Origin of the sequence: Brevibacterium sp. HMSC063G07, assembly GCF_001810665.1 — a bacterium.
Lineage (GTDB): Bacteria > Actinomycetota > Actinomycetes > Actinomycetales > Brevibacteriaceae > Brevibacterium.
In genome coordinates, this window is record NZ_KV802363.1 from 226,833 (window position 1) to 247,473 (window position 20,641).

A 20,641-nucleotide genomic window follows, 5' to 3' on the forward strand; every position below is an offset into this window, starting at 1 on the left:
CAACCGCCTGCCGAAAGACCACAGCGCAGCGGGTTGTGCTCATCCGTCGAATCGGCCTGCAAAGTTCGCTGCCCGCAACCGAGCCGCGAGAACACCGACGTGTTTGATTAGCGAACGACGTCGCGACGGACCACTGCATTTACGTCTATCGTCATCCGCTGCTCAGTTTTCAGCGGCAGCGTTGAACGGTGTCGCCCGAAGAGACGCGCGGAATTGCGCGCTCAGGCCGTCTCGACCGTTTGCACACAAATACAACTGAGGCCGGCTCCTTTCGGCGCCGGCCTCAGTTCACACAGGGGCTTAGGTTCTTGCGACGTTAGGGCTGCTGCATCCCAAGAGCTTCAATAATTCGCTTAAGGTCATTCTCATCAGCGAACTCTACACTGATCCGACCTTTGCGTCGGCCCATTGAAATTTTGACCCTTGTGTCGAGCTTGTCGCCAATAGTTCGTGCAATCGACTCAAGTTCCGGATTGGGTTTCGATGTTTCACGTGAAACGGGCTTATCGTCTCCCCTATTCATGAGCACGACCGACTCTTCTGTTGCGCGAACTGAGAGGCCTTCTGCGACGATGCGCTGAGCCAGTACCTCCATGTGCGCAGCATCCTCGAGACCAAGAAGCGCACGCGCATGGCCCTGAGATAGAACTCCCGCAGCTACACGGCGTTGCACCAGGCCAGGCAGCTTCAACAAGCGCAGTGTGTTCGAAATCTGCGGACGCGAGCGACCAATGCGCTCTGAAAGCTGTTCCTGCGTGCAGTTGAAGTCTTCGAGAAGCTGCTGGTAGGCGGCTGCTTCTTCGAGTGGGTTGAGGTCAACGCGGTGAAGGTTTTCGAGAAGAGCATCACGCAGGAGGTCATCATCACGAACGTCGCGGATAATGGCCGGAATTTCCTTCAATCCGGCTTCTTGAGAAGCGCGGAATCGGCGCTCCCCCATAATCAGCTGGTAGGAAGGCTTCTTCGGGTCAACGACGCGGACCACTACTGGCTGAAGGACGCCGACTTCCTTGATGGACGTGACCAGCTCAGCGAGAGCGTCTTCGTCGAATACATCACGGGGCTGACGTGGGTTCGGCGAAATCTGCTCAACAGGGATCAGGCCGAACGCGGCGCCCGGAACGTCTTGGAGGTCGGTTTCACGTGAAACATCCTGTTGCGTTTCACGTGAAACATTGTTGTTTGCTGCCGTGCTCGCTGACTTCGCCTTGGTTGCATCCTTCTTGGACCCAGGTGTCGTTTTCTTAGCCGAATCAGCAGAAGGCTTTGGGGCGGTCTTCGCGGGCGCGGCCGACTTAGCTGATTTGGCTTTGGTCCGGGATTGCCGCATACCGGCTGCCGGGTCAACTATTGTTTCACGTGAAACACTATCCTTCTTTTCTCCATCCCCGGAAAAGAAGACATCGATAGGTCGTTCTTCGCTGACTACGTCCGGGATGAGCGCTCCAATTCCACGACCAAGGCCCCGACGACGCGACTTCGGTGCTTCACTCACTGTGCTTTACTCCTCGCTGTGCGATCTCTTGGGCGGCTTCGCGATAGGAAAGCGCGCCGGACGAACTAGGTTCATAGGCGATAACGGTTTGCGCAAAGCTGGGCGCTTCGGAAATGCGTACTGAGCGCGGTATGGATGTGTTGAGAACCTGCTTGGGAAAATGAGCTCGGACATCTTCCGCAACTTGGGAGCTCAGGTTGGTGCGCGAATCGTACATGGTCAGCAGGATCGTGCTGAGCTCCAAGGCAGGATTCAGGTGCTTTTGAATGAGTTGAATATTGCTGAGCAGTTGGCTCAGCCCCTCAAGCGCGTAGTACTCGCACTGAATGGGGATCAGGACTTCGTTTGCTGCAACAAAAGCGTTGACGGTCAAAAGTCCCAAGCTGGGCGGGCAGTCGATGAATACATAGTCGACGCGCGAGCCCTCTTCTTCCCTTTTCTGCAGATACGCGTCGAGAGCAACTGATAGGCGCTGTTCGCGGGCAACCCTAGAAACCAGCTCGATTTCTGCGCCGGCAAGATCGATAGTTGCCGGGACCACTGCAAGGGTTTCGAACTCTGGGCAGTAGGCGATGGTGTCCGCAATGTCCATGTCGTCGATGATGACGTCGTAGATGCTTGGAACTTCAGTTGAGTGATCGATGTCAAGGGCAGTACTCGCATTGCCCTGGGGGTCAGAATCGATGACGAGCACTTCGAGACCATGCTTTGCCAGCGCTGCTGCCAGGTTGACCGCCGTAGTTGTCTTTCCTACGCCGCCCTTTTGATTGGCGACAGTGAAGATTCTTGTTGAGTCCGGTTTGGGGAAGGTCGCTCTCGAGAGACGGGCAGCACGCTGATTATCACGTGCAATCGCCGCACCCAAGGGAGTCGACTCATCCAAGATAGCCATTCGCCCTCCATTTGCGCCGTTGATTTTGATTGCTTCCTATTCTACGCGTTTCACGTGAAACATCACGGCGGAGGATTAGAACACTATTCGAACAGTCAGCGACGAATGACTTCTACTACGCGCGTTGGCTGTTCCAAGACTCCTTCGCCCACATGTTTTATAACCGGGGTGTGGCAACGGTGAACCTTTACTGCCTTCTTAGACTTGTAGATTTCTTCCTGCGCACGGTCCCCCTTGATCGCCAGCAGTCTGCCCTCCGGGCTCAGCAGTGGAGCACACCAGTCGATCAGCTGCGGCAGCGCCTTGACCGCACGTGCGGTGACGGCGGTGAACATTTCGATGTCCACGAGGTCTTCGGCCCTAGCGCGCACAATGCGCACGTTTTCAATCCCGAGGTCTTCGACAACCATGGCGAGCCAGTCAACACGGCGTTCCATCGCCTCAATCAGAGTGAAGGAAATATCCGGGCAGGCAATAGCCAGGGCGAGCCCGGGCAGGCCAGCCCCGGACCCGACGTCGCCAACGGAATCACCGGGACGAAGCAGTTCCCTGACAACAGCGCAGTTGAGAATGTGCCGCGTCCACAGCCGGTCGACTTCGCGCGGTCCGATAAGGCCCCATTCAACACCTGTCGTGGCAAGGTGCTGGGCGTAGGCCTCGGCAATCGCAAGACGATCGCCGAAGACCTCTGCCGCGGCCTGGGGACGAGGTTCGGTCATGGCAGGCTGATGACCACGTGGCGCTTGGGGCCTTCGTCTGCAGATTCAGAGACCAGGCCTGCGCGTGAAACCTGGTCGTGGATGACCTTGCGCTCAAAAGAGTTCATGGGCTTAAGCGCAACGGATTCGCCGGTGGCCTTGACCTGATCGATCTTCTTGTTGGCCAGTTCCTTCAGCTGGTCGCGGCGCCTGCTGCGGAAGCCGTCGATATCGAGCATGAGCCACGAGCGCTGGCCGGTAGCAGTCTGCACAGCAAGGCGCGTCAGTTCCTGCAGCGAGTTGAGGACCTCACCTTCGCGGCCTACCAGAATGTCGACCTCGGAGTCCTCTTCAGGTGGAACAATGGCAACCTGGGCACGGCCTTCAACGACGTCGATGTCGATATCACCGTCAAGGTCGACAATGTCGAGAAGTTCTTCGAGGTAGTCCGCGGCGATGTCGCCTTCTTCTTCAAGAAGTTCGGCGCGGGTGGGCTTCTTGTCTTCTGTCGAGTCAGTCATCGTCACTCACTTCTTCTTTTTCTTCTTCTGACGATTCTTGCTGATCGGCTGCTGGCGCTGGCCGCCCTTCTTGGCCGGTGCTTCTTCTTCGGCCTTCGGCTGCATGTGCTTGGGCAGTTCCCGGCCCTTCTTGGCGTAGCGGGCCTGCATTTCCTTCTCGGCCTTGGAACCGGGGGCGGGCATATTGCGGATGACGATGAACTGCTGAACCATCGTCCACGTGTTGGTGGCAAGCCAGTAGATGAGCACACCAAGCGGGAAGTAGATGCCGCCGACGGCGAAGATGATCGGAAACAGGTACAGGAGCATCTTCTGCTGCTGCATGAACGGGTTGTCCATGGCCTGCGCAGACATGTTCTTGGACATCATCTGCTTCTGCGTGATGAACTGCGTGGCAGCCATGATGATGATCATGACGGCAGTGAGCACCTTGACGCCGATGCCGTCGCTCATGAAGGTATCGCGCAGGTAGATGCCGAAGATGGTTGCGTTGTCCATCTGCTTGGCAAGCTCCTGCGTCATGCCGCCGATGGCGCCCATGTTTCCGGCTGCGATTTCCGGAACGTTGTGGATCACGCGGAAGAGCGAAAAGAACACCGGAATCTGAACGAGCATCGGCAGGCAGGAGGCCAGCGGATTTGTGCCGTGTTTCTTGAACAGGGCCTGCTGTTCTTCGGCCATCTGCTGCCGGGAGTACTGGTCGCGCTTGCCCTTGTATTTTTCGCGCAGTCGCTGCATATCCGGCTGGAGCAGCTGCATCTTCCGCTGCGCCTTGATCTGATAGACGAACAGCGGTATGAGGATCGCGCGGATCAGCATTGTCATTGCAATGATCGCAACGGCCCAAGTCCACCCGTTTTCAGCGGGCATGCCGATGGCAGTGAAGATGTCGTGGAACAGACTGAGGATCCACGCAATCACCCACTGAATGGGCTTCAGGATTGTGTCCATGAAGTTTTCGTTCTCCTAGGCGGTCAGTCGGCCGTGTCTATTGTGCCACCTTTCGCGGAGCGGGCCTTCATGGTGCGCGATTGCTTCTCCATGAACGACCCGGGCACATAGTCGAGGCCGCCGGGTGAAAGGGGGTTGCAGCGCAGCAGCCGCCACGCTGTGGCGATGGCGCCGCGGATTGCCCCGTGGACTTCAAAGGCGTCGAGCGCGTACTTCGAGCACGACGGGTAGAACTTGCATCGGTCGCCGTACAGCGGCGAGATCAGTTGTCTGTACAGCCGCATTAACCATACGAATGGCATACGAGGTGCCAAGCGGAGTCCGTGGAGGACTCGACTGCCGCCGTGTGGCACGGGAGGCAGTGACGATGGGGTGTTCTCAGAGTCTTTGGTCAGCATTGATGCGCTGCAGTGCCGTCAGGGTGCTGTCTTTGAGCTGTGCATAGTCACAGTGCGCGGCTTTGGGCAGGGCGCGGATGACGTAATCGCCGGTCAGCTGTCCCATGAGTTCGCTGCTGATGGCGCGCAGTCGCCTTTTGACCAGGTTGCGGGTGACGGCGTTGCCTACAGCTTTGGAGACGATAAAGCCCACGCGCGGGGCGTGGGCCGTATCGAAGTCGGCGTGGATGACCAGCGCCTGGCTGCCCGCTTTTCGTCCTGAGCGGAAGATCCGCTTGAAGTCTTCGGGGCGCCGGATGCGGTTCCGTGCCGGAAGCACGTCAGGCTGAAAGGTTTGAGCGGCCCTTGCGGCGACGAGCGGCGAGGACGGAACGGCCTGCACGCGTGCGCATGCGAGCACGGAAGCCGTGGGTCTTGGCGCGCTTGCGGTTATTGGGCTGGAAGGTACGCTTGCTCACTTGTTTCTCCGTCTAGGTCAGTCTGTGCCCGAAGATCAGGCATGTGGCGCAGATCTTCCTTAAGAAAGCTTCAGGGGCTGTCTTGCTTCCTGCGCCTTCAGGCCAAGGGGAAGTTCACACAACTCAAACGGGCCCACAAACACAGGACGCTCCAGCTTAGCCTTTGCTTCCGGTTCGGGTCAAAACGACCACGGCTCGGACCAGCTCTCTCGTTCCGCATGCTGTCGCGGATCACAGCATGCATACACAGCCGCCCGTGGAGAACTTTGAAGTTACATTTCTGTAGTTCACTCCCCTGTTCACACGATGTTCACGGCCGCGTCCACAAATGACACGCGTGTAGTTATCCACAAACTTGTCCACCAATGTGCATATCTTGGCCTCAGCTATCGATTTGCTCCACATTCTGTGGAAAACTATGGGGACTGACTCGAACCAGTTTTCACATGTGTGGATAACCCTTGGGAAGGCCGATGAGCGACAAGACACGACTGCAGACAATCTGGCAAGAGGTGCTCACCGCCCTTATGGCCGATCCCGCCATCCACGCCCGCCACAAGGGCTTCCTGGCACTCGCCGTTCCCACGGCACTTGTCGGAGACGAGCTCATCGTCCTGTCTGTGCGCAATGATCTGACTCGCAAAACCCTCGAAGTCGACCTGCGGGATCGTCTGCAGGAGGAGTTCTCTCGAGCACTGGGCAAGACGGTCACGTTTGCCATTGCGCTGGACGAAAACCTCGAACTGCCCGGCGACAATGAAATCGTCGAAGACGACAGCAGCTACGATCCACACCCCACTCCCCCAGCGCAGCCGCCGCTCGGGTCCCAGCCCCCGGCATCAGCACCCACGCCAGCCGCGACAGCCCCGCCCGCCCCCGCGCCGTCCGCATCTTCCGTGCCGCACCACGCGGCACCGGCAGAACAGGCACCCACCGCTGCCCACACCTCGGCCGATGAGGACAGCGGCTTCACCGCGGCAGCCAGCGGAGCGGCGGACCTCAACTCCAAGTACACGTTCGAGTCCTTTGTCATCGGCGCATCGAACCGGTTCGCCCACGCGGCTGCCCTGGCTGTGGCCGAAGCACCGGCCAAGGCGTACAACCCGCTGTTCATCTACGGAGAGTCGGGCCTGGGCAAAACGCACCTGCTGCACGCCATCGGGCACTACTCAATGCAGCTGTTTCCCAATCTGCGGGTGCGCTACGTCAGCTCAGAAGAGTTCGTCAACGACTTCATCAACACAATCGGTTCGTCGACCACGTCGAATTCGCTGCGCCCGGCGTTCCAGAAGCGCTACCGCGAAGTCGACATCCTCATGATCGACGACATCCAGTTCCTGCAGGGCAAGGACGCGACCGTCGAAGAGTTCTTCCACACGTTCAATGCTCTGCACAACGAACAGAAGCAGGTCATCATCACCTCCGACCAGCCGCCGAAGCTGCTCAGCGGCTTCGAGGAGCGACTGCGTTCGCGCTTCGAATGGGGGCTGCTGACGGATGTGCAGCCGCCGGATCTCGAAACCCGCTTTGCGATTCTGCGCAACAAGGCCCACGGAGAGAACCTGGATGTTCCCGACGATGTTCTGGAGTACATCGCATCGCGCGTGTCCTCCAACATTCGCGAACTCGAAGGGGCGCTCATTCGCGTAACGGCGTTTTCAAACCTCAATGATCAGGTCATCGACGTCGATCTGGCAGAAACCGTGCTCAAGGACTTCATCACGCAGGATGACACCCCTGAGATCACGGCCGTGGACATCATGGGCCAGACCGCCCAGTACTTCAGCCTGACCCTCGATGATCTCAAGGGAACCAGCCGTTCGCGCACGCTGTCGACCGCGCGCCAGATCGCCATGTACCTGTGCCGTGAACTCACGGATCTGTCGCTGCCGAAGATCGGCCAGGCTTTCGGCGGGCGCGACCACACCACCGTGATGCACGCAAATAAGAAGATCAAGACGCAGATGGCCGAGCGCAGAGCGCTGTATACGCAGGTCACAGAGCTGACAAACCGTATCAAACAGCAGCACCGGCTGTAACGGCGGCGAGATTCCACACCTGTGGAAAACCTGGTGGATAACGTGCGTTATCTGTTATCGAACCTCTGGAGGGACCAACGGTGCTCGGTGGATGGCTGTGTAATCACATCGATGTAACCAGCAGGCGTCCACTGAACCCCACCGATTCATGAACAGAGTTGTCAACGGGGTCTGTGTGGCGCTTGGTCGCATAGACTTTCGATGACATCGATGTAATTCCACAGAATCCACAGGACCTAATACTGCTTCTGTACTTACTCAAAGACTCAAGAGGGAACCCGCCGATTGCTCTGCGCAACGCTTGCTCACATCAACTTCACTGAGTTCTGGTCACAGCGGCCTGCCCTCGTTGATTCGGCGTAAGATCGGCGTGTAATGTTGCTTTCTGCTTATGCCGTGAGTAGTGGCGCAAGCGAAAAGGCTGGAATCCTCGGCGCTGCTGAGAAGAACCGACCAGGAGAGATGTGAACGCTGAAGCTGCTCAGTCCGTGAAGTTCAAAGTGGACCGCGACGTCCTGGCCGACGCCGTCACCTGGACCACCAAGTCGATTCCGCAGCGCCCCGCGGTTCCGGTTCTCACCGGCCTTCTCATCTCAGCTCACGCCGATGGTTCGGTTGATCTTGCTGTTTTCGACTACGAAGTCTCGGCTCGCGCCCGTATTGGCGCCGATGTCGAGGCGGAGGGAACCATTCTCGTTTCCGGTCGCCTTCTTGCTGACATCGCTCGCGCTCTTCCGCCTCAGCCTGTCGTGTTCGAACTCGAAGGGACAAAGGTCAACGTCACGTGCGGGTCCTCGCGCTTTGCGCTCATGACCATGCCGGTGGAGGAATACCCCGCGCTTCCTGCCGTTCCCGAAACCACCGGTGTCATGTCGGCTTCGGACTTCCAGGGTGCTGTCGGGCAGGTCAACATTGCGACCTCGAAGGATGAAACCCTGCCGATTCTCACGGCCATGCGAGTTGAAATCGAAGGTGACCGTGTCACCCTGCTGGCAACTGACCGCTACCGCCTGGCGGTGCGGGAGTTCACGTGGAATCCGCGCAACCCGCAGGTTGAGGCTGTTGCTCTGGTCCGCGGCAAGACGATGGCTGAGGCCGCGAAGGCCATGAGCGGTGACATTGAGATTGCCCTGGCGGAATCCGGTGGCAAGGAGATGTTGGCGTTCTCTTCCGAGGGTCGTGTCACCACGTCGCTGCTGGTCGAAGGTGACTACCCGAAGGTTCGTTCGCTCTTTCCCAAGGACGTCGCAATCTCGGCTGTCATGGAGACAAGCGCTCTGCGCGAAGCCGTGCGCCGCGTGTCGCTTGTTGCCGAGCGCAACAGCCCCATCAAGTTTGAGTTTGCCGACGGTTCGCTGGTGCTGCGCGCTGGTGCCGGTGATGACGCTCAGGCGACTGAAGCTCTGCCTGCAACCATTGAGGGCGGGGAGATCACGACCGGCTTCAACCCCGGTTACATCGCCGAAGGCCTTGCGCAGATCGACACTCCCTTTGTGCGATTCGCGCTCACCGAACCGAAGAAGCCGGTTGTCATTTCGGGCATGACCGAGGCTGACGGCGAAGAGGATACGTCGTACCGCTACCTCCTCATGCCGATTCTGCGATTCTGACGGCGGCCCCATGTGGGTCAGTCGGCTGATTCTGGACCAGTTCCGCTCCTATTCGCGGCTCAATCTTGAACTTGCCCCCGGTGTGACGGTCTTTCTTGCCCCCAACGGTTGGGGCAAGACGAACCTGGTTGAGGCTCTCGGCTACGTTTCGACTCTGCGCAGCCACCGTGTGACAAACGATTTTCCCCTTGTGCGCACCGGCAGCGAACGGGCCGTTGTGTCTGCTCTTGCTCATCGCGGCAAACGGCAGGTCAGGGTCGAGGTCACGATCAAGGCCAAGGGCGCCAATACCGCCCGAATCAACAAGCAGGCCGTGCGGGTGCGCGAGCTTCTGGGCCTGCTGCCGGCGGTTGTGTTCGCTCCGGAGGACCTCGGTTTGGTCAAGGGGGAACCCGCTGAGCGGCGGGCCTACCTCGATGAGCTCCTGGTGGCACTCACTCCCCGCTATTCCGCCGTCATCGCCGATTTCGAGCGAGCTTTGAAGCAGCGCAACGCCCTGCTGAAATCTCTGCGCAAGGCCCGCTACGAAGAGCGTTCGGGCGCGGGGGACGATCCTCTGCGACCCAGCCTGGGCCTTGAAGCGACCCTGGAGATATGGGATCACGCCTTTGCCCGCGCCGCGGCTGCCCTTGTCACCGGTCGGCTGGGTCTTCTTGACCGCCTGGCGCAGCCGCTGGCCGATGATTTCGCCAGACTGGCCGAAGATGCTCGCCCGGAAAGGCGCACAGCGGCGGCGAAGTACGCATCACGCGTTGACTATTCGGTGATCGACCGTTCTCTGCCGGGTGCGCAGCAGGCCATGGAAGACCTCATCCTCGATGAGCTTGGCAAGCGCCGCCGCGTCGAAATCGAAAGGGGTGTCACCCTCGTAGGCCCGCAGCGCGATGATCTTGACCTGCAGATCGGGGCAGCCCCGGCCAAGGGCTATGCCAGTCACGGCGAAAGCTGGTCACTCGCACTTGCTTTGCGTTTGGCCAGCTGGCGAGTGCTGCAGGCCAATCCAGACGAACCTGACGATTCACCCGTCCTCGTTCTCGATGACGTGTTCTCTGAGCTTGACCAAGGCCGCACTCGCAGACTCGCCGACATCATTCAAGAAGCGCAGCAGGTCCTCATAACAACCGCCGTGGCCGGCCATATACCCAACAACCTCGCAGGTGAGATCATCGATCTGACAGCAGGCACCTCGGAAGGTGATCAGGCGGGAGGACAGAGCGGATGAACCAGAAGCTGCCGGTCTCAACCGCCGCTCTCGAAGCGCTGGACCGGATCAGGCGCATGGGCTCGGTGCAGGCGCGCTACAGCGGGTCCCTGCGCAGAGTGCCGCGGGGTATCCGCGAACCGCAGTATTCCGGAGCCGGCGAGGACCCCAGGGATCCCAAGAAGCTGTCGGCAGACCTGTCGGCATTGACGAAGGCCCGCGGGTGGACGTCCTCGATGGATGTCGGATCGCTGCTGGGACGGTGGCCGGAGCTTGTCGGTGAGAACGTAGCCCAGCACTGTGTTCCCGAACTGTGCGAACCGCCGAAGCTCACGGTGCGCGCCTCCTCGACCACATGGGCGACACAGCTGCGGCTGATGCGCGACATGCTGTTGGACCGTCTGGAGCGGGAGCTGGGGCGGCGGGTGATTGACGACATCGAGATCATCGGCCCCAAGCAGAAGTCATGGAAGAAGGGCCGGTTGTCCGTGCCCGGCCGCGGTCCGCGCGACACCTACGGATGATCCACGCTTTCAGCTGCCCGATTGGCGACGGCGTGGTGCCAAAACAGAACTTCGCAGCTGCGTGAATCTGTGGCGGCCCGCACAGGCCTCTGAGAGGTCTTCAGACGGCCCGCCCCTCATCGGCGGATCTGAAAATGCGCGGAAACGGCCATTGCGTGCCTGTCACCCGCTGTTTCAAGCCCGAACGCTGTAGACTTGGACGGAAATCTGCACAGATCCGAGGAGTTTCATGGCCGACGAGCACAAACCGCATTACGATGCCGGTGATATCACCGTTCTTGAAGGGCTCGAAGCGGTCCGCAAGCGGCCGGGCATGTACATCGGGTCGACATCCGAACGCGGTCTTCACCACTTGGTCTATGAAATCGTCGACAATTCGGTCGACGAAGCCCTGGCAGGCTACAACGACAGCATCGAAGTGACCATCCTCGCCGACGGCGGTGTGCGCGTGGTCGACCACGGGCGCGGAATCCCCGTGGCCATGCACCCCTCGGAAGGCCGACCGACCCTGGAAGTCGTCCTCACCGTTCTGCACGCGGGAGGCAAATTCGGCGGCGGCGGCTACGCGGTCTCCGGTGGCCTGCACGGAGTCGGTTCGTCCGTCGTCAACGCGCTCTCGCTGCGCATGGACGCGGTTGTGCGCCGTGACGGCAAAGTGTGGCGACAGTCCTACGAACGCGGTGTCCCCACCTCGGACGTGGTGGAAGGCGAAGCCACCGACCAGACCGGAACCGACATCACCTTCTGGCCCGACCCGGAGATCTTCGACACCACTGAATTCAGCTTTGAGACCCTGCGGGCGCGCTTCCAGCAGATGGCGTTCCTCAACAAGGGCCTCAAGATCACGCTGACAGACGAACGCCAGCCCGAAATCGACGATGACGACGTCCAGCTGGAAGACGAAGAGGCAGAAGAGTTCAAGCCGCGTGAAGTCGTATTCAAATACGACAAGGGTCTGCTGGACTACGTGGCCTACCTCAATTCGGCCAAGAAGAGCGAAACCGTCCACGACGACGTCATCGCGTTTGAACACGAAGACAAAGAACAGGCGATCGCCCTGGAAGTGGCCATGCAGTGGACCACCGGCTTCCAGGAGGGCGTGCACACCTACGCCAACACCATCAACACCCACGAAGGCGGTACGCACGAAGAGGGCTTCCGCACCGCACTGACTTCCGTGCTCAACAGCTATGCGCGCGAACAGAGGCTGCTGCGCGAAAAGGACGCCAACCTCACCGGTGAGGACATTCGCGAGGGTCTGACCGCAGTCGTGTCGATCAAACTGGGCGAACCGCAGTTTGAAGGTCAGACGAAGACCAAGCTGGGCAATTCAGAGGCCCGCAACTTCGTCAGCCGGGTAGTGCGCGACGAACTGACCCACTGGCTGGAATCCAATCCCGCAAACGCGCGCGAAGTTGTGCGCAAGGCCGTGCAGGCTTCCCAGGCGCGCCTGGCTGCGCGCAAAGCCCGCGAAGCCACGCGCCGCAAGGGCCTGCTGGAAACCTCCGGCATGCCCGGGAAGCTGCGGGACAACCAGTCGAAAGATCCGACGATTTCGGAAGTGTTCATCGTCGAGGGTGACTCGGCAGGCGGTTCGGCGGTGCAGGGTCGCAACCCGATGACGCAGGCCATCCTCCCCCTGCGAGGCAAGATCCTCAATGTGGAGAAGGCCCGCCTGGACCGCGCTTTGGGCAATAACGAAGTGCAGTCGATGATCACGGCGTTCGGCACTGGAATCGGCGACGAATTCGACATCGAGAAGCTGCGCTACCACAAGATCATCCTCATGGCAGACGCAGATGTTGACGGCCAGCACATCACTACGCTGCTGCTGACACTCATCTTCCGCTATATGAAGCCGCTGATTGAAAACGGCTGCGTCTACCTGGCGACCCCGCCGCTGTACCGCATCAAGTGGTCCAACGCGGATGATGACTTCGCCTATTCGGATGTCGAGCGCGACAAGCTGCTGACAGAAGGCCGTGCAGCCGGCAAGCGTCTGCCGAAGGACCTCGCCATTCAGCGCTACAAGGGTCTGGGCGAAATGAACTACCAGGAACTGTGGGAAACCACGATGAACCCCGAAAACCGTCTGCTCAAGCAGGTTGAACTCGAAGACGCGCTCGTGGCTGACGAAATCTTCACCGTGCTGATGGGTGACGATGTCGAATCGCGCAAGCGCTTCATTCAGGAAAACGCCAAGGACGTCCGCTTCTTGGACATCTGATGCCGGGATGCGCCCCCGGGCATGAGTGCTCGGGCGGCGCAGTTTCGACACAGATCCGCTTAGGCTTCTATCAACGGAGGATCCGGTCAGGTGGCCGAAGAAGACAACAATAACGTAAACGCTGAAGAACAGCACCCGGTCGACGGCGCAGGCACCCAGGTGGCTGCCCGTGTTGAGCAGGTCAACCTCAATGCCGAAATGCAGCGGTCCTACCTGGACTACGCCATGTCGGTCATTGTGGGCCGTGCTCTGCCGGATGTCCGCGATGGCCTCAAGCCGGTCCACCGGCGTGTGCTGTACGCCATGTACGACGGCGGCTACCGGCCGGATCGCAGCTTCTCCAAGTGTTCGCGCGTGGTCGGCGATGTCATGGGCCACTTCCACCCGCACGGCGACTCGGCCATCTACGACGCGCTCGTGCGTCTGGTCCAACCGTGGAACATGCGCTATCCGCTCATCTCAGGTCAGGGAAACTTCGGTTCGGCCGGTGATGACGGCGCGGCAGCACCGCGTTACACAGAGTGCAAGATGGCACCTCTGTCCCTGGAGATGGTCCGGGACATTGAAGAGGAGACCGTCGACTTCCAGGACAACTACGACGGACGCAACCAGGAACCGGTCTACCTGCCGTCGCGCTTTCCGAACCTGCTGGTCAACGGTTCGGCAGGTATTGCCGTCGGCATGGCCACCAACATTCCGCCGCACAACCTGCGCGAAGTCGCAGCCGGTGCACAGTGGCTGCTGAGCCACCCCGAGGCCTCTAACGAAGAGGCGCTCGAGGCGCTGCTCGGCATCATCAAGGGTCCCGATTTCCCGGGTGGGGCCACAATTCTGGGCCGCCAGGGCATTGAGGACGCCTACCGCACCGGCCGCGGGTCGATTACGCAGCGCGCGGTTGTTGAAGTCGAGGAAATCCACGGACGCACGTGCCTGGTCGTCACTGAACTCCCCTACCAGGTCAACCCGGACTCGCTTGCAGCGAAGATCGCCAGCTACGTCAAGGACGGCAAGGTTGCGGGCATTGCCGATATGCGCGACGAATCGTCCGGCCGCACCGGTCAGCGTTTGGTGATTGTGCTCAAGCGCGATGCCGTGGCGAAGGTCGTGCTGAACAACCTGTACAAGCACACGCAGCTGCAGGAGAACTTCTCGGCGAACATGCTGGCACTTGTCGACAATGTGCCGCGCACTCTGTCGATTGACGCGTTCTTGCGCCTGTGGGTCAAGCACCAGATTGACGTGATCGTTCGCCGCACCCGCTTCCGCCTGCGCAAGGCCGAGGAGCGCGCACACATTCTGCGCGGCTACCTCAAGGCGCTTTCAGCACTGGACGAAGTGATTGCCCTCATTCGCCGTTCACCGTCGTCTGACGAAGCACGCACCGGACTGATGGAACTGCTCGACGTTGACGAAATCCAGGCAAACGCAATTCTTGACCTGCAGCTTCGCCGTCTTGCAGCGCTTGAGCGCCTCAAGATCGAAGAAGAAGCGCAGAAGATCGAAGAGCTGATCAAGGAATACAACCACATCCTTGAAACTCCGGCCCGGCAGCGCGAAATCGTGTCGGAAGAACTCGATGCGATTGTCGAACGCTACGGCGATGATCGCCGCACTCAGATTCTGGCCGGCTTTGACGGGGACATGTCGATGGAAGACCTCATCCCCGAAGAGCAGGTGGTCGTCACCATCACCCGCGGAGGCTATGCCAAGCGAACGCAGACCAACCTCTACCGTGCACAGCGCAGGGGCGGCAAGGGCGTTGCCGGTGCTCGCCTGCGCGGTGAGGACGTAGTCGAACACTTCTTTGTCACCTCGACCCACAACTGGCTGCTGTTCTTCACCAACAAGGGCAGGGTTTACCGCGCTAAGGCCTACGAACTTCCCGAAGCTCACCGGGATGCGCGCGGACAGCACGTTGCTAACCTCCTGGCTCTGCAGCCGGACGAAGAAATCGCACAGGTTCTGTCCATTGCCGACTACGATGCGGCGGACTACCTGGTGCTGGCAACCAAGTCCGGTTTGGTGAAGAAAACACGGCTGGGCGAATACGATTCGAACCGCACCGGCGGGGTCATCGCCATTAACCTGCGCGAAACCCCGGACGGAGCAGTGGACGAACTCGTTTCGGCCCGCCTGGTCAACAGCGAAGACCACCTACTGCTCATTTCGAAGAAGGGCATGTCCATTCGCTTCTCCGCGGATGACGAAACGATCCGTCCCACCGGACGTGCCACCTCGGGTGTTACCGGTATGAAGTTCCGGGATGACGATGCCCTGCTCGCCATGGACGTTGTCACCCCGGGAACCGATGTGTTCGTTGTGACCTCCGGCGGTTATGCCAAGCGCACTCCCGTTGAGGAATACCGCCTCCAGGGACGAGGCGGAATCGGCATCCGCGCTATCCGCTTCTCTGATCAGCGCGGCGAGCTGGTCGGCGGTCTCATTGTCGAAGATGATGACGAAGTGTTCGTCATTATGGAGCGCGGCAAGATCGTCCGCTCCTCAGTCGCTGAGGTTCCGCAGACCGGACGCAATACAATGGGCGTTGTTTTCGCCAAGCCGGGCAAGCGCGACCGTATTATGGCCGTGACCCGCGGTTCCGGCCACGAAGACGAAGAACTTGACGAAGACGCAGTCGACGAAACTGTTTCGGGCACCTTGGAAGAGGACGCTCTCGCAGTGGAAGGCGACGTGCAGGACTCCGCCGCCAACGGGAGTGATGAGCAGTGAGCAATAGCGAAACGCCAAGCAAGGTCATTCGGACGTCGTCCGGATCAACACGCCTGACAGCATCCAGCGATGCCGATGAGGCCAAATCTGCGGCTGAAACCCCAGAATCCGGTTCTCAGCGCAGCAGCTCGGGGTCGTCGGCTGCCAAAGAATCTGGCGGCAGTGCCGAAAGCTCGGCCGAAAAGTCGCAATCTGCACCAAATCACAGTGCTTCGGGACCGGTGCACTCGTCGTCGAAGGGCGTGCGGATCGGCGGCAAAAAAGACGGAGCCGAATCTCGCGGCGCTGGCAGCAGTGGTGGCAGCGGCAGTAAGAGTGCCAGCGCCAGCAGCGGGGCCAGCACAAGCGGCGGTGCTACCACAAGCGGCAGTGGGGCAGGCACCTCGGCAGCTTCGGGACCCTCATCCAGCGGAACCGGGAGTTCTCGGCAGGGAGATTCGCAGACTGCGGTCATGAAGACCAGCGGCACGCGGACCACGGCGCAGGGTTCGCAGAACGCCACGCAGACCCAGTCGGTTAGTGCCTCCGGCGGAGCGGGTTCCCATGCAACCGGAGCGGCGTCTGGTTCAGGTGCAGCTTCGCACAGCTCCGCGTCTGGGCCCTCCTCCGTGCAGGCATCCTCGTCGCAGGGGCTGCGGATGTCCGGCAGTGCACAGCGCAAGGGTCCGCGCACCGTGAGACTGGCGGTGGCGAAAGTCGACCCGTGGTCGGTGATGAAGATGACTTTTATGCTGGCACTCGCACTGGGCATCGCAACGATCGTTGTGCTGTTCGTGCTGTGGCTGGTGCTCCATGTGACGGGCACGTTCGGAAATCTGCAGTCTGCGCTTTCTGAATTCGCCGGCGATGAAGGGGCTGACCAGCTGCTGGAGGTGTTCGGGTTGGGCAGAATTCTCAGCTTCGGCGTGATCATCGCCGTGGTCAATGTGATTCTCATGACCGCGCTGTCGACCCTTACGTCGATCATCTACAACATCGGTTCGAGTCTGGTGGGCGGTTTCCACCTGACGCTCACGGACGACTGATTTCCTCTTCACAGCACAGGCCCCGAGTACGCTCGGGGCCTGCGTTTTTGTGGCCAGGTTGGGGCGATCGGGATCGATTTTGCATTGTGGCGAAGCTAGGGCTATAGTTGTTTTTCGGTTCACCCCGAAGGGGCCTATAGCTCAGGCGGTTAGAGCGCTTCGCTGATAACGAAGAGGTCCGTGGTTCAAGTCCACGTAGGCCCACGAACCAACTCAGATCGGAGGATTTCGTGAAGAGATGGTACGGTGTTGCGGCAACAACCGCAGCCGGACTGTTGACAGTCTTGATTTTTCGCAAGAAGAGGCAAGATGGTCACAGCACTTGGTCTCAATACACCGACAAGGTAGAATGAGACCTACCTCTTGGGGGTATGGCGCAATTGGTAGCGCATCTGCTTTGCAAGCAGAGGGTTAGGGGTTCGAGTCCCCTTACCTCCACAAATGAAATCCCGAAGCTTCGGCTTCGGGACTTTTTGTGTTTGGGGTTCGGTGGGTGCCGTTGGGTTACCACTCCCCCGCTGAGGCTTCACTACTTGCTGCTGGTGGATCTGCACGGCTGGGCCAGAACGTGCGCCTTGGCCCGAAGACATGCGTTCAAACTCAGTTCTGAAGATTCGGATTTCGAATTGGTTTATGCCCGGGCCTCTCCCGCTGTCTATCCTGGTGCGCGAAGGGAACGCAATCTTCTGGACCTGCCTTTGAGGTGGTGTGGAAGGCCTCGGTCGGCATCGTCCTGTTCTCGCTTTCGTCGTGTTGTGGCGTCGGTGTCGGTGGGGTTGTCGAACCGTGTGGTTCTGGAAGCTGATTTGTGGCTATTGAGGTTTCGTGGAGTTGAAAGGGCGATGGGTGGCTGAGCAGGTGAGGCTTAAGGATGTGCAGTTCCCTTTACAGGTGCGGGTGCGTACGAATCTGTGGGCCCGAGCCTTTGTGTTCGGAGTAGTAATGTGGGTGTTAGCTGTGCCGATCATCCTGGGGGTGCCTTCGGCATTGTTCGAATGGGGCGGCACCAAGCTGCTAACGCTGCGAGTATTCGTGGTGCTTGCATTTCCGGCAGTGTGCCTGTACCAGGTTTACACGTGGATGGCGTGGCGTCGTCCGCGGCACTTGACAGTGACTGAGGATGAGATTCGGACTCATTCGTGGCGAGTGCGCTGGAAGGATGTGAGCTCGCTGTGGTTGCATATTCCGTTCAGCATGAATCCTGACCAGGACAGTCAGGTTTGGTTTGAAATTGAGGATCATGCCTGGACGAATGAGTTGCGCCGGGGGAATCGGTGGGACTCCGGTTACCCGCTCGGGACCGGGGGGCTTTTGCCACGGCGGAATGTAATCAGGACGCAGTTCGCTACGGATCCGCCTATCAATTGGCTGGTTGAGCTGTTGGAGAAGCTGTGGATGCAGGCCCGCGGTGAGAACCCGGAAGAGGGCGAGAAACCTGACGACCCTGCCGCGCATTGGTGACGTCACAGCTGTGATGGGCGACGGTGTGCGTTGAGGGCATGACGAGGCGCCATGGTGGTTGCGCTGATCTGCCACCTAACTGCCCAATGCTGGCGGCTGGCTTGTGTGAGACGGCATAGACTCGAACTGAACGCCGATTCCCAGGAGGCACCGTGACGCTCACCATTCCCACCATCAACTTTGCCGACGGCACCCCCGTCCCACTCGTCGGGCTTGGCACCTACGGTCTGCAGGGAAACCCTGGAGCCGACGCCGTCGCTTCCGCTCCTACGCGGACGATCCGCTCGTCGCTGATCGTGTAGCTGTCCGACGCTGGTGCCTGGTCGAGGGGTGTGACAGCGGTGTCTCTGTCCATCGTGAATCCATCCAAGAAGACCATGACGACGGCTTCGGTCATCAGGAATGCATAGAAAGACGAGCCGGTCTGGTTGCACAGCGCGTCCGATCCTTGACGTTCGAGCGTAGTCAGGGAGGGCAAGACCCCGGGTGTCATAGCCCCGCTTTGTGCCAGTGCACGGCGAGCTGGACGCGGTCGCGCAGATTGAGCTTGGCGAGGATGCGGCTGACGTTGCGGCGTACGGATGCGGGTTCGATGGCGAGGCGTTCCGAGATTTCGGCATTGGATTCGCCGTCGGCGATGAGGCCAGCTATGTCGCGTTCGCGGGGCGTGAGCAGGTCGAGCAGTGCTCGCATCTCGGTCTGCTGGTGGTGTGGGAGTGTGCGTGGGATGCCGCGGTCGAGGACTTGACGGGTGATGCGTGGGGTGAGGATTGCGTCGCCGCGGGCGACGGCTTCGACGGCTGCGATGAGATCGGGTGTGCGGACGTCCTTGAGGAGGTACCCAGAGGCGCCGGCGGTAAGTGCTCCGAAGGCGTAGTCATCTTCGTCGTAGGTGGTCAGCACGAGAACCTTCACGGACGGGAATGCGCGGGTGATCTCACGAGTGGTTTCGATGCCGTCGAGCACCGGCATGCGCACATCCATCAGGATCACATCGGGAAGCGGAGCCGCTTCGCTCCGTCTGGCGGTCAGCAGATTGATGGCTTCCTGGCCGTTGCCGGCTTCAACGGTCACGGTGAGGTTCGGGCTTCGTCGAAGCATGAGCGCGAATCCTCGACGTGCCATGGGCTGGTCGTCGACCAGCATGATGCGCAACTGGTCAGGCATCGTGGTTTTCCTCGTTCGGCGCGATCGGCAGTTCGGCTTTGACGATCCATTCGTTGGGCTCTCCGGGGCCAGCGGCGAATGTGCCGCCTTGGCTGGTGACTCGATGGGACAGGCGCTGCAGCCCACTGCCCGGTCCGTGGTCGTGGGTGTGGCGCGGATGTCCCTGGCTGCGAATGGTGATCCGCGCGCCTCCGGTCAGGTGGTGGCCGATGGAGATGGATACTCGTTTGAGGGGCTCAGTGTGGCGCACCGCGTTGGTGAGGGCTTCGCGGACGATGCTGAAACCGAGGCCGGCGATGCCGGTGTCGTCGGTGCGTCGTCCGGTCTCGGTCACCGTCACCGGGACGTTGAGGGGGCGGACGCGGTCAGCCACGGCATGGATGTCGTCCCAGCTATGGGCGCGGTGGTGGTCTGGAGCAGGTGCGGCCGGGTTCTCAAGGTGTCCGAGCAGGGAGACGGCACGCCTGGTCTCGTCGAGCCCTTCCCTTGCCCGGGTTTCGATGTCTTCCAGTGATTCGTCGAGTTCCGGGTTCTCTGTAGTGCCTGCGAGACCTTGGGAGAGGGCGATGATGGCGGTCAGGTTGTGCCCGACGCTGTCGTGAAGCTCGGCGGCTACGCGCGTGCGCGCCACGGCCTGATCCCGTTCGGCGGCGATGGCACGGGCGCGCTCGGCATCATGGTGGGACTGCTGGGTGGCTGCTTGCCAGCCGCGCATGCTGCGGGCTCCGCCCCCGGCCAGGATGCTCAGCGCCGCGACGCTGAGCTGACCGGTGAACTCGTCAGCCACCGTCGTCGAGGTTGTCAGCCATGCACTGGCAAACATGCCAAGGCAGGTCGAAGTGACTGAGACCACCACAGCCGCTAGTCCGCAATCTGCGACGACGCGGAACAGCGCAAACAACAGCGGGAAAGTAACGTAGTTGTGCATGCCGATCGCGGACGCCGCCAGGTAAGCGGCTCCGATGACTGCGAGTACCAGCACTGGCTGACGGGGGCTCCACAGCAAGGTCATCCCTGCGAGGACCACAGCGATCGTGATGCTCACGGCTCCCGACGTCGAATGGACGAGGTCCAAGGCGATGCCATCACGCGCGCTCCCGGCGAACAGGAGGCGCGCGACCATCAGCGCTTGGAACGCGACGCAGGCGAGAACGATCACCAACCACGCCGTGCCGGCTTCCCGACGCCCGCGACGGGTCTGATCGAACCAGTCCCGAACAGCCTGCACCGCCGCTCCTCCCAGA

Annotated in this window: 19 protein-coding genes and 2 tRNA genes; 11 read left to right on the forward strand and 10 right to left on the reverse strand. The window is 60.4% G+C overall.

Going from position 1 to position 20,641, the window contains the following annotated elements; all coding sequences use genetic code 11:
* Positions 1-316: 316 nt before the first annotated feature.
* The 8 genes from HMPREF2757_RS09660 to rpmH form a co-directional block, all read right to left on the reverse strand.
* Complete coding sequence (locus HMPREF2757_RS09660; RefSeq protein ID WP_070576009.1) at positions 317-1,495, reverse strand: ParB/RepB/Spo0J family partition protein; 1,179 nt, start codon at positions 1,493-1,495, stop codon at positions 317-319.
* On the reverse strand, positions 1,488-2,387 hold the full coding sequence (locus HMPREF2757_RS09665) for a ParA family protein (protein WP_070576012.1): 900 nt from the start codon (positions 2,385-2,387) through the stop codon (positions 1,488-1,490). Before HMPREF2757_RS09665 ends, HMPREF2757_RS09660 begins: the two co-directional genes overlap by 8 nt.
* Before the next feature lie 95 nt (positions 2,388-2,482).
* The gene (gene rsmG, locus HMPREF2757_RS09670) at positions 2,483-3,106 is read right to left on the reverse strand and encodes a 16S rRNA (guanine(527)-N(7))-methyltransferase RsmG (protein ID WP_070576015.1); all 624 of its coding nucleotides are present in this window, start codon (positions 3,104-3,106) and stop codon (positions 2,483-2,485) included.
* Positions 3,103-3,606 carry a Jag family protein gene (locus tag HMPREF2757_RS09675; RefSeq protein ID WP_070576395.1) on the reverse strand — a complete coding sequence of 168 codons (504 nt, stop codon included), beginning with the start codon at positions 3,604-3,606 and terminating at the stop codon, positions 3,103-3,105. Before HMPREF2757_RS09675 ends, rsmG begins: the two co-directional genes overlap by 4 nt.
* A 6-nt stretch (positions 3,607-3,612) precedes the next feature.
* A complete protein-coding gene (yidC, locus tag HMPREF2757_RS09680) occupies positions 3,613-4,557 on the reverse strand; it encodes a membrane protein insertase YidC (protein ID WP_070576016.1) in 945 nt (314 codons plus the stop codon).
* Positions 4,558-4,580: 23 nt separating this feature from the next.
* Positions 4,581-4,841 (reverse strand): membrane protein insertion efficiency factor YidD, encoded by a 261-nt coding sequence (yidD, locus tag HMPREF2757_RS09685; RefSeq protein ID WP_256278306.1) that lies wholly within the window; start codon positions 4,839-4,841, stop codon positions 4,581-4,583.
* 94 nt (positions 4,842-4,935) lie between these two features.
* A complete protein-coding gene (gene rnpA, locus HMPREF2757_RS09690) occupies positions 4,936-5,274 on the reverse strand; it encodes a ribonuclease P protein component (protein ID WP_070576398.1) in 339 nt (112 codons plus the stop codon).
* A gap of 1 nt (position 5,275) precedes the next feature.
* The gene (gene rpmH, locus HMPREF2757_RS11505) at positions 5,276-5,413 is read right to left on the reverse strand and encodes a 50S ribosomal protein L34 (RefSeq protein ID WP_083304228.1); all 138 of its coding nucleotides are present in this window, start codon (positions 5,411-5,413) and stop codon (positions 5,276-5,278) included.
* Positions 5,414-5,886: 473 nt separating this feature from the next.
* On the opposite strand from rpmH, the gene dnaA reads away from it, so the two are divergent.
* The 11 genes from dnaA (at position 5,887) to HMPREF2757_RS11935 (ending at position 18,532) form a co-directional block, all read left to right on the forward strand.
* Positions 5,887-7,452, forward strand: coding sequence for a chromosomal replication initiator protein DnaA (dnaA, locus tag HMPREF2757_RS09695; RefSeq protein WP_070576021.1), 1,566 nt, complete (start codon positions 5,887-5,889; stop codon positions 7,450-7,452).
* Positions 7,453-7,916: 464 nt separating this feature from the next.
* Positions 7,917-9,062, forward strand: a complete 1,146-nt coding sequence (gene dnaN / locus HMPREF2757_RS09700; protein ID WP_176745919.1) for a DNA polymerase III subunit beta — start codon at positions 7,917-7,919, stop codon at positions 9,060-9,062.
* A gap of 10 nt (positions 9,063-9,072) precedes the next feature.
* Positions 9,073-10,284 carry a DNA replication/repair protein RecF gene (gene recF, locus HMPREF2757_RS09705; RefSeq protein ID WP_070576025.1) on the forward strand — a complete coding sequence of 404 codons (1,212 nt, stop codon included), beginning with the start codon at positions 9,073-9,075 and terminating at the stop codon, positions 10,282-10,284.
* Positions 10,281-10,787, forward strand: coding sequence for a DciA family protein (locus tag HMPREF2757_RS09710; RefSeq protein ID WP_070576028.1), 507 nt, complete (start codon positions 10,281-10,283; stop codon positions 10,785-10,787). The genes recF and HMPREF2757_RS09710 overlap by 4 nt, the downstream gene beginning before the upstream one ends.
* 229 nt (positions 10,788-11,016) lie before the next feature.
* On the forward strand, positions 11,017-13,014 hold the full coding sequence (gyrB, locus tag HMPREF2757_RS09715) for a DNA topoisomerase (ATP-hydrolyzing) subunit B (protein WP_070576031.1): 1,998 nt from the start codon (positions 11,017-11,019) through the stop codon (positions 13,012-13,014).
* A 159-nt stretch (positions 13,015-13,173) separates the two neighbouring features.
* The gene (gyrA, locus tag HMPREF2757_RS09720) at positions 13,174-15,744 is read left to right on the forward strand and encodes a DNA gyrase subunit A (protein WP_256278316.1); all 2,571 of its coding nucleotides are present in this window, start codon (positions 13,174-13,176) and stop codon (positions 15,742-15,744) included.
* 452 nt (positions 15,745-16,196) lie between these two features.
* A complete protein-coding gene (locus tag HMPREF2757_RS09725; RefSeq protein ID WP_083304249.1) occupies positions 16,197-16,769 on the forward strand; it encodes a DUF3566 domain-containing protein in 573 nt (190 codons plus the stop codon).
* Between the two features lie 130 nt (positions 16,770-16,899).
* Positions 16,900-16,973: transfer RNA gene (locus HMPREF2757_RS09730), tRNA-Ile, on the forward strand.
* A gap of 161 nt (positions 16,974-17,134) precedes the next feature.
* Positions 17,135-17,207, forward strand: a tRNA-Ala gene (locus tag HMPREF2757_RS09735).
* 408 nt (positions 17,208-17,615) lie between these two features.
* Positions 17,616-18,230, forward strand: a complete 615-nt coding sequence (locus HMPREF2757_RS09740; RefSeq protein WP_070576037.1) for a hypothetical protein — start codon at positions 17,616-17,618, stop codon at positions 18,228-18,230.
* 152 nt (positions 18,231-18,382) lie between these two features.
* Positions 18,383-18,532: a hypothetical protein gene (locus tag HMPREF2757_RS11935; RefSeq protein ID WP_176745920.1), complete on the forward strand. Its 150-nt coding sequence runs from the start codon at positions 18,383-18,385 to the stop codon at positions 18,530-18,532.
* Positions 18,533-18,719: 187 nt separating this feature from the next.
* On the opposite strand, the gene HMPREF2757_RS09745 is transcribed toward HMPREF2757_RS11935, so the two are convergent.
* Together HMPREF2757_RS09745 and HMPREF2757_RS09750 are read right to left on the reverse strand one after the other, a co-directional pair.
* On the reverse strand, positions 18,720-19,397 hold the full coding sequence (locus tag HMPREF2757_RS09745; protein WP_070576039.1) for a response regulator: 678 nt from the start codon (positions 19,395-19,397) through the stop codon (positions 18,720-18,722).
* A complete protein-coding gene (locus tag HMPREF2757_RS09750) occupies positions 19,390-20,625 on the reverse strand; it encodes a sensor histidine kinase (RefSeq protein WP_070576042.1) in 1,236 nt (411 codons plus the stop codon). Before HMPREF2757_RS09750 ends, HMPREF2757_RS09745 begins: the two co-directional genes overlap by 8 nt.
* Positions 20,626-20,641 lie beyond the last annotated feature (16 nt).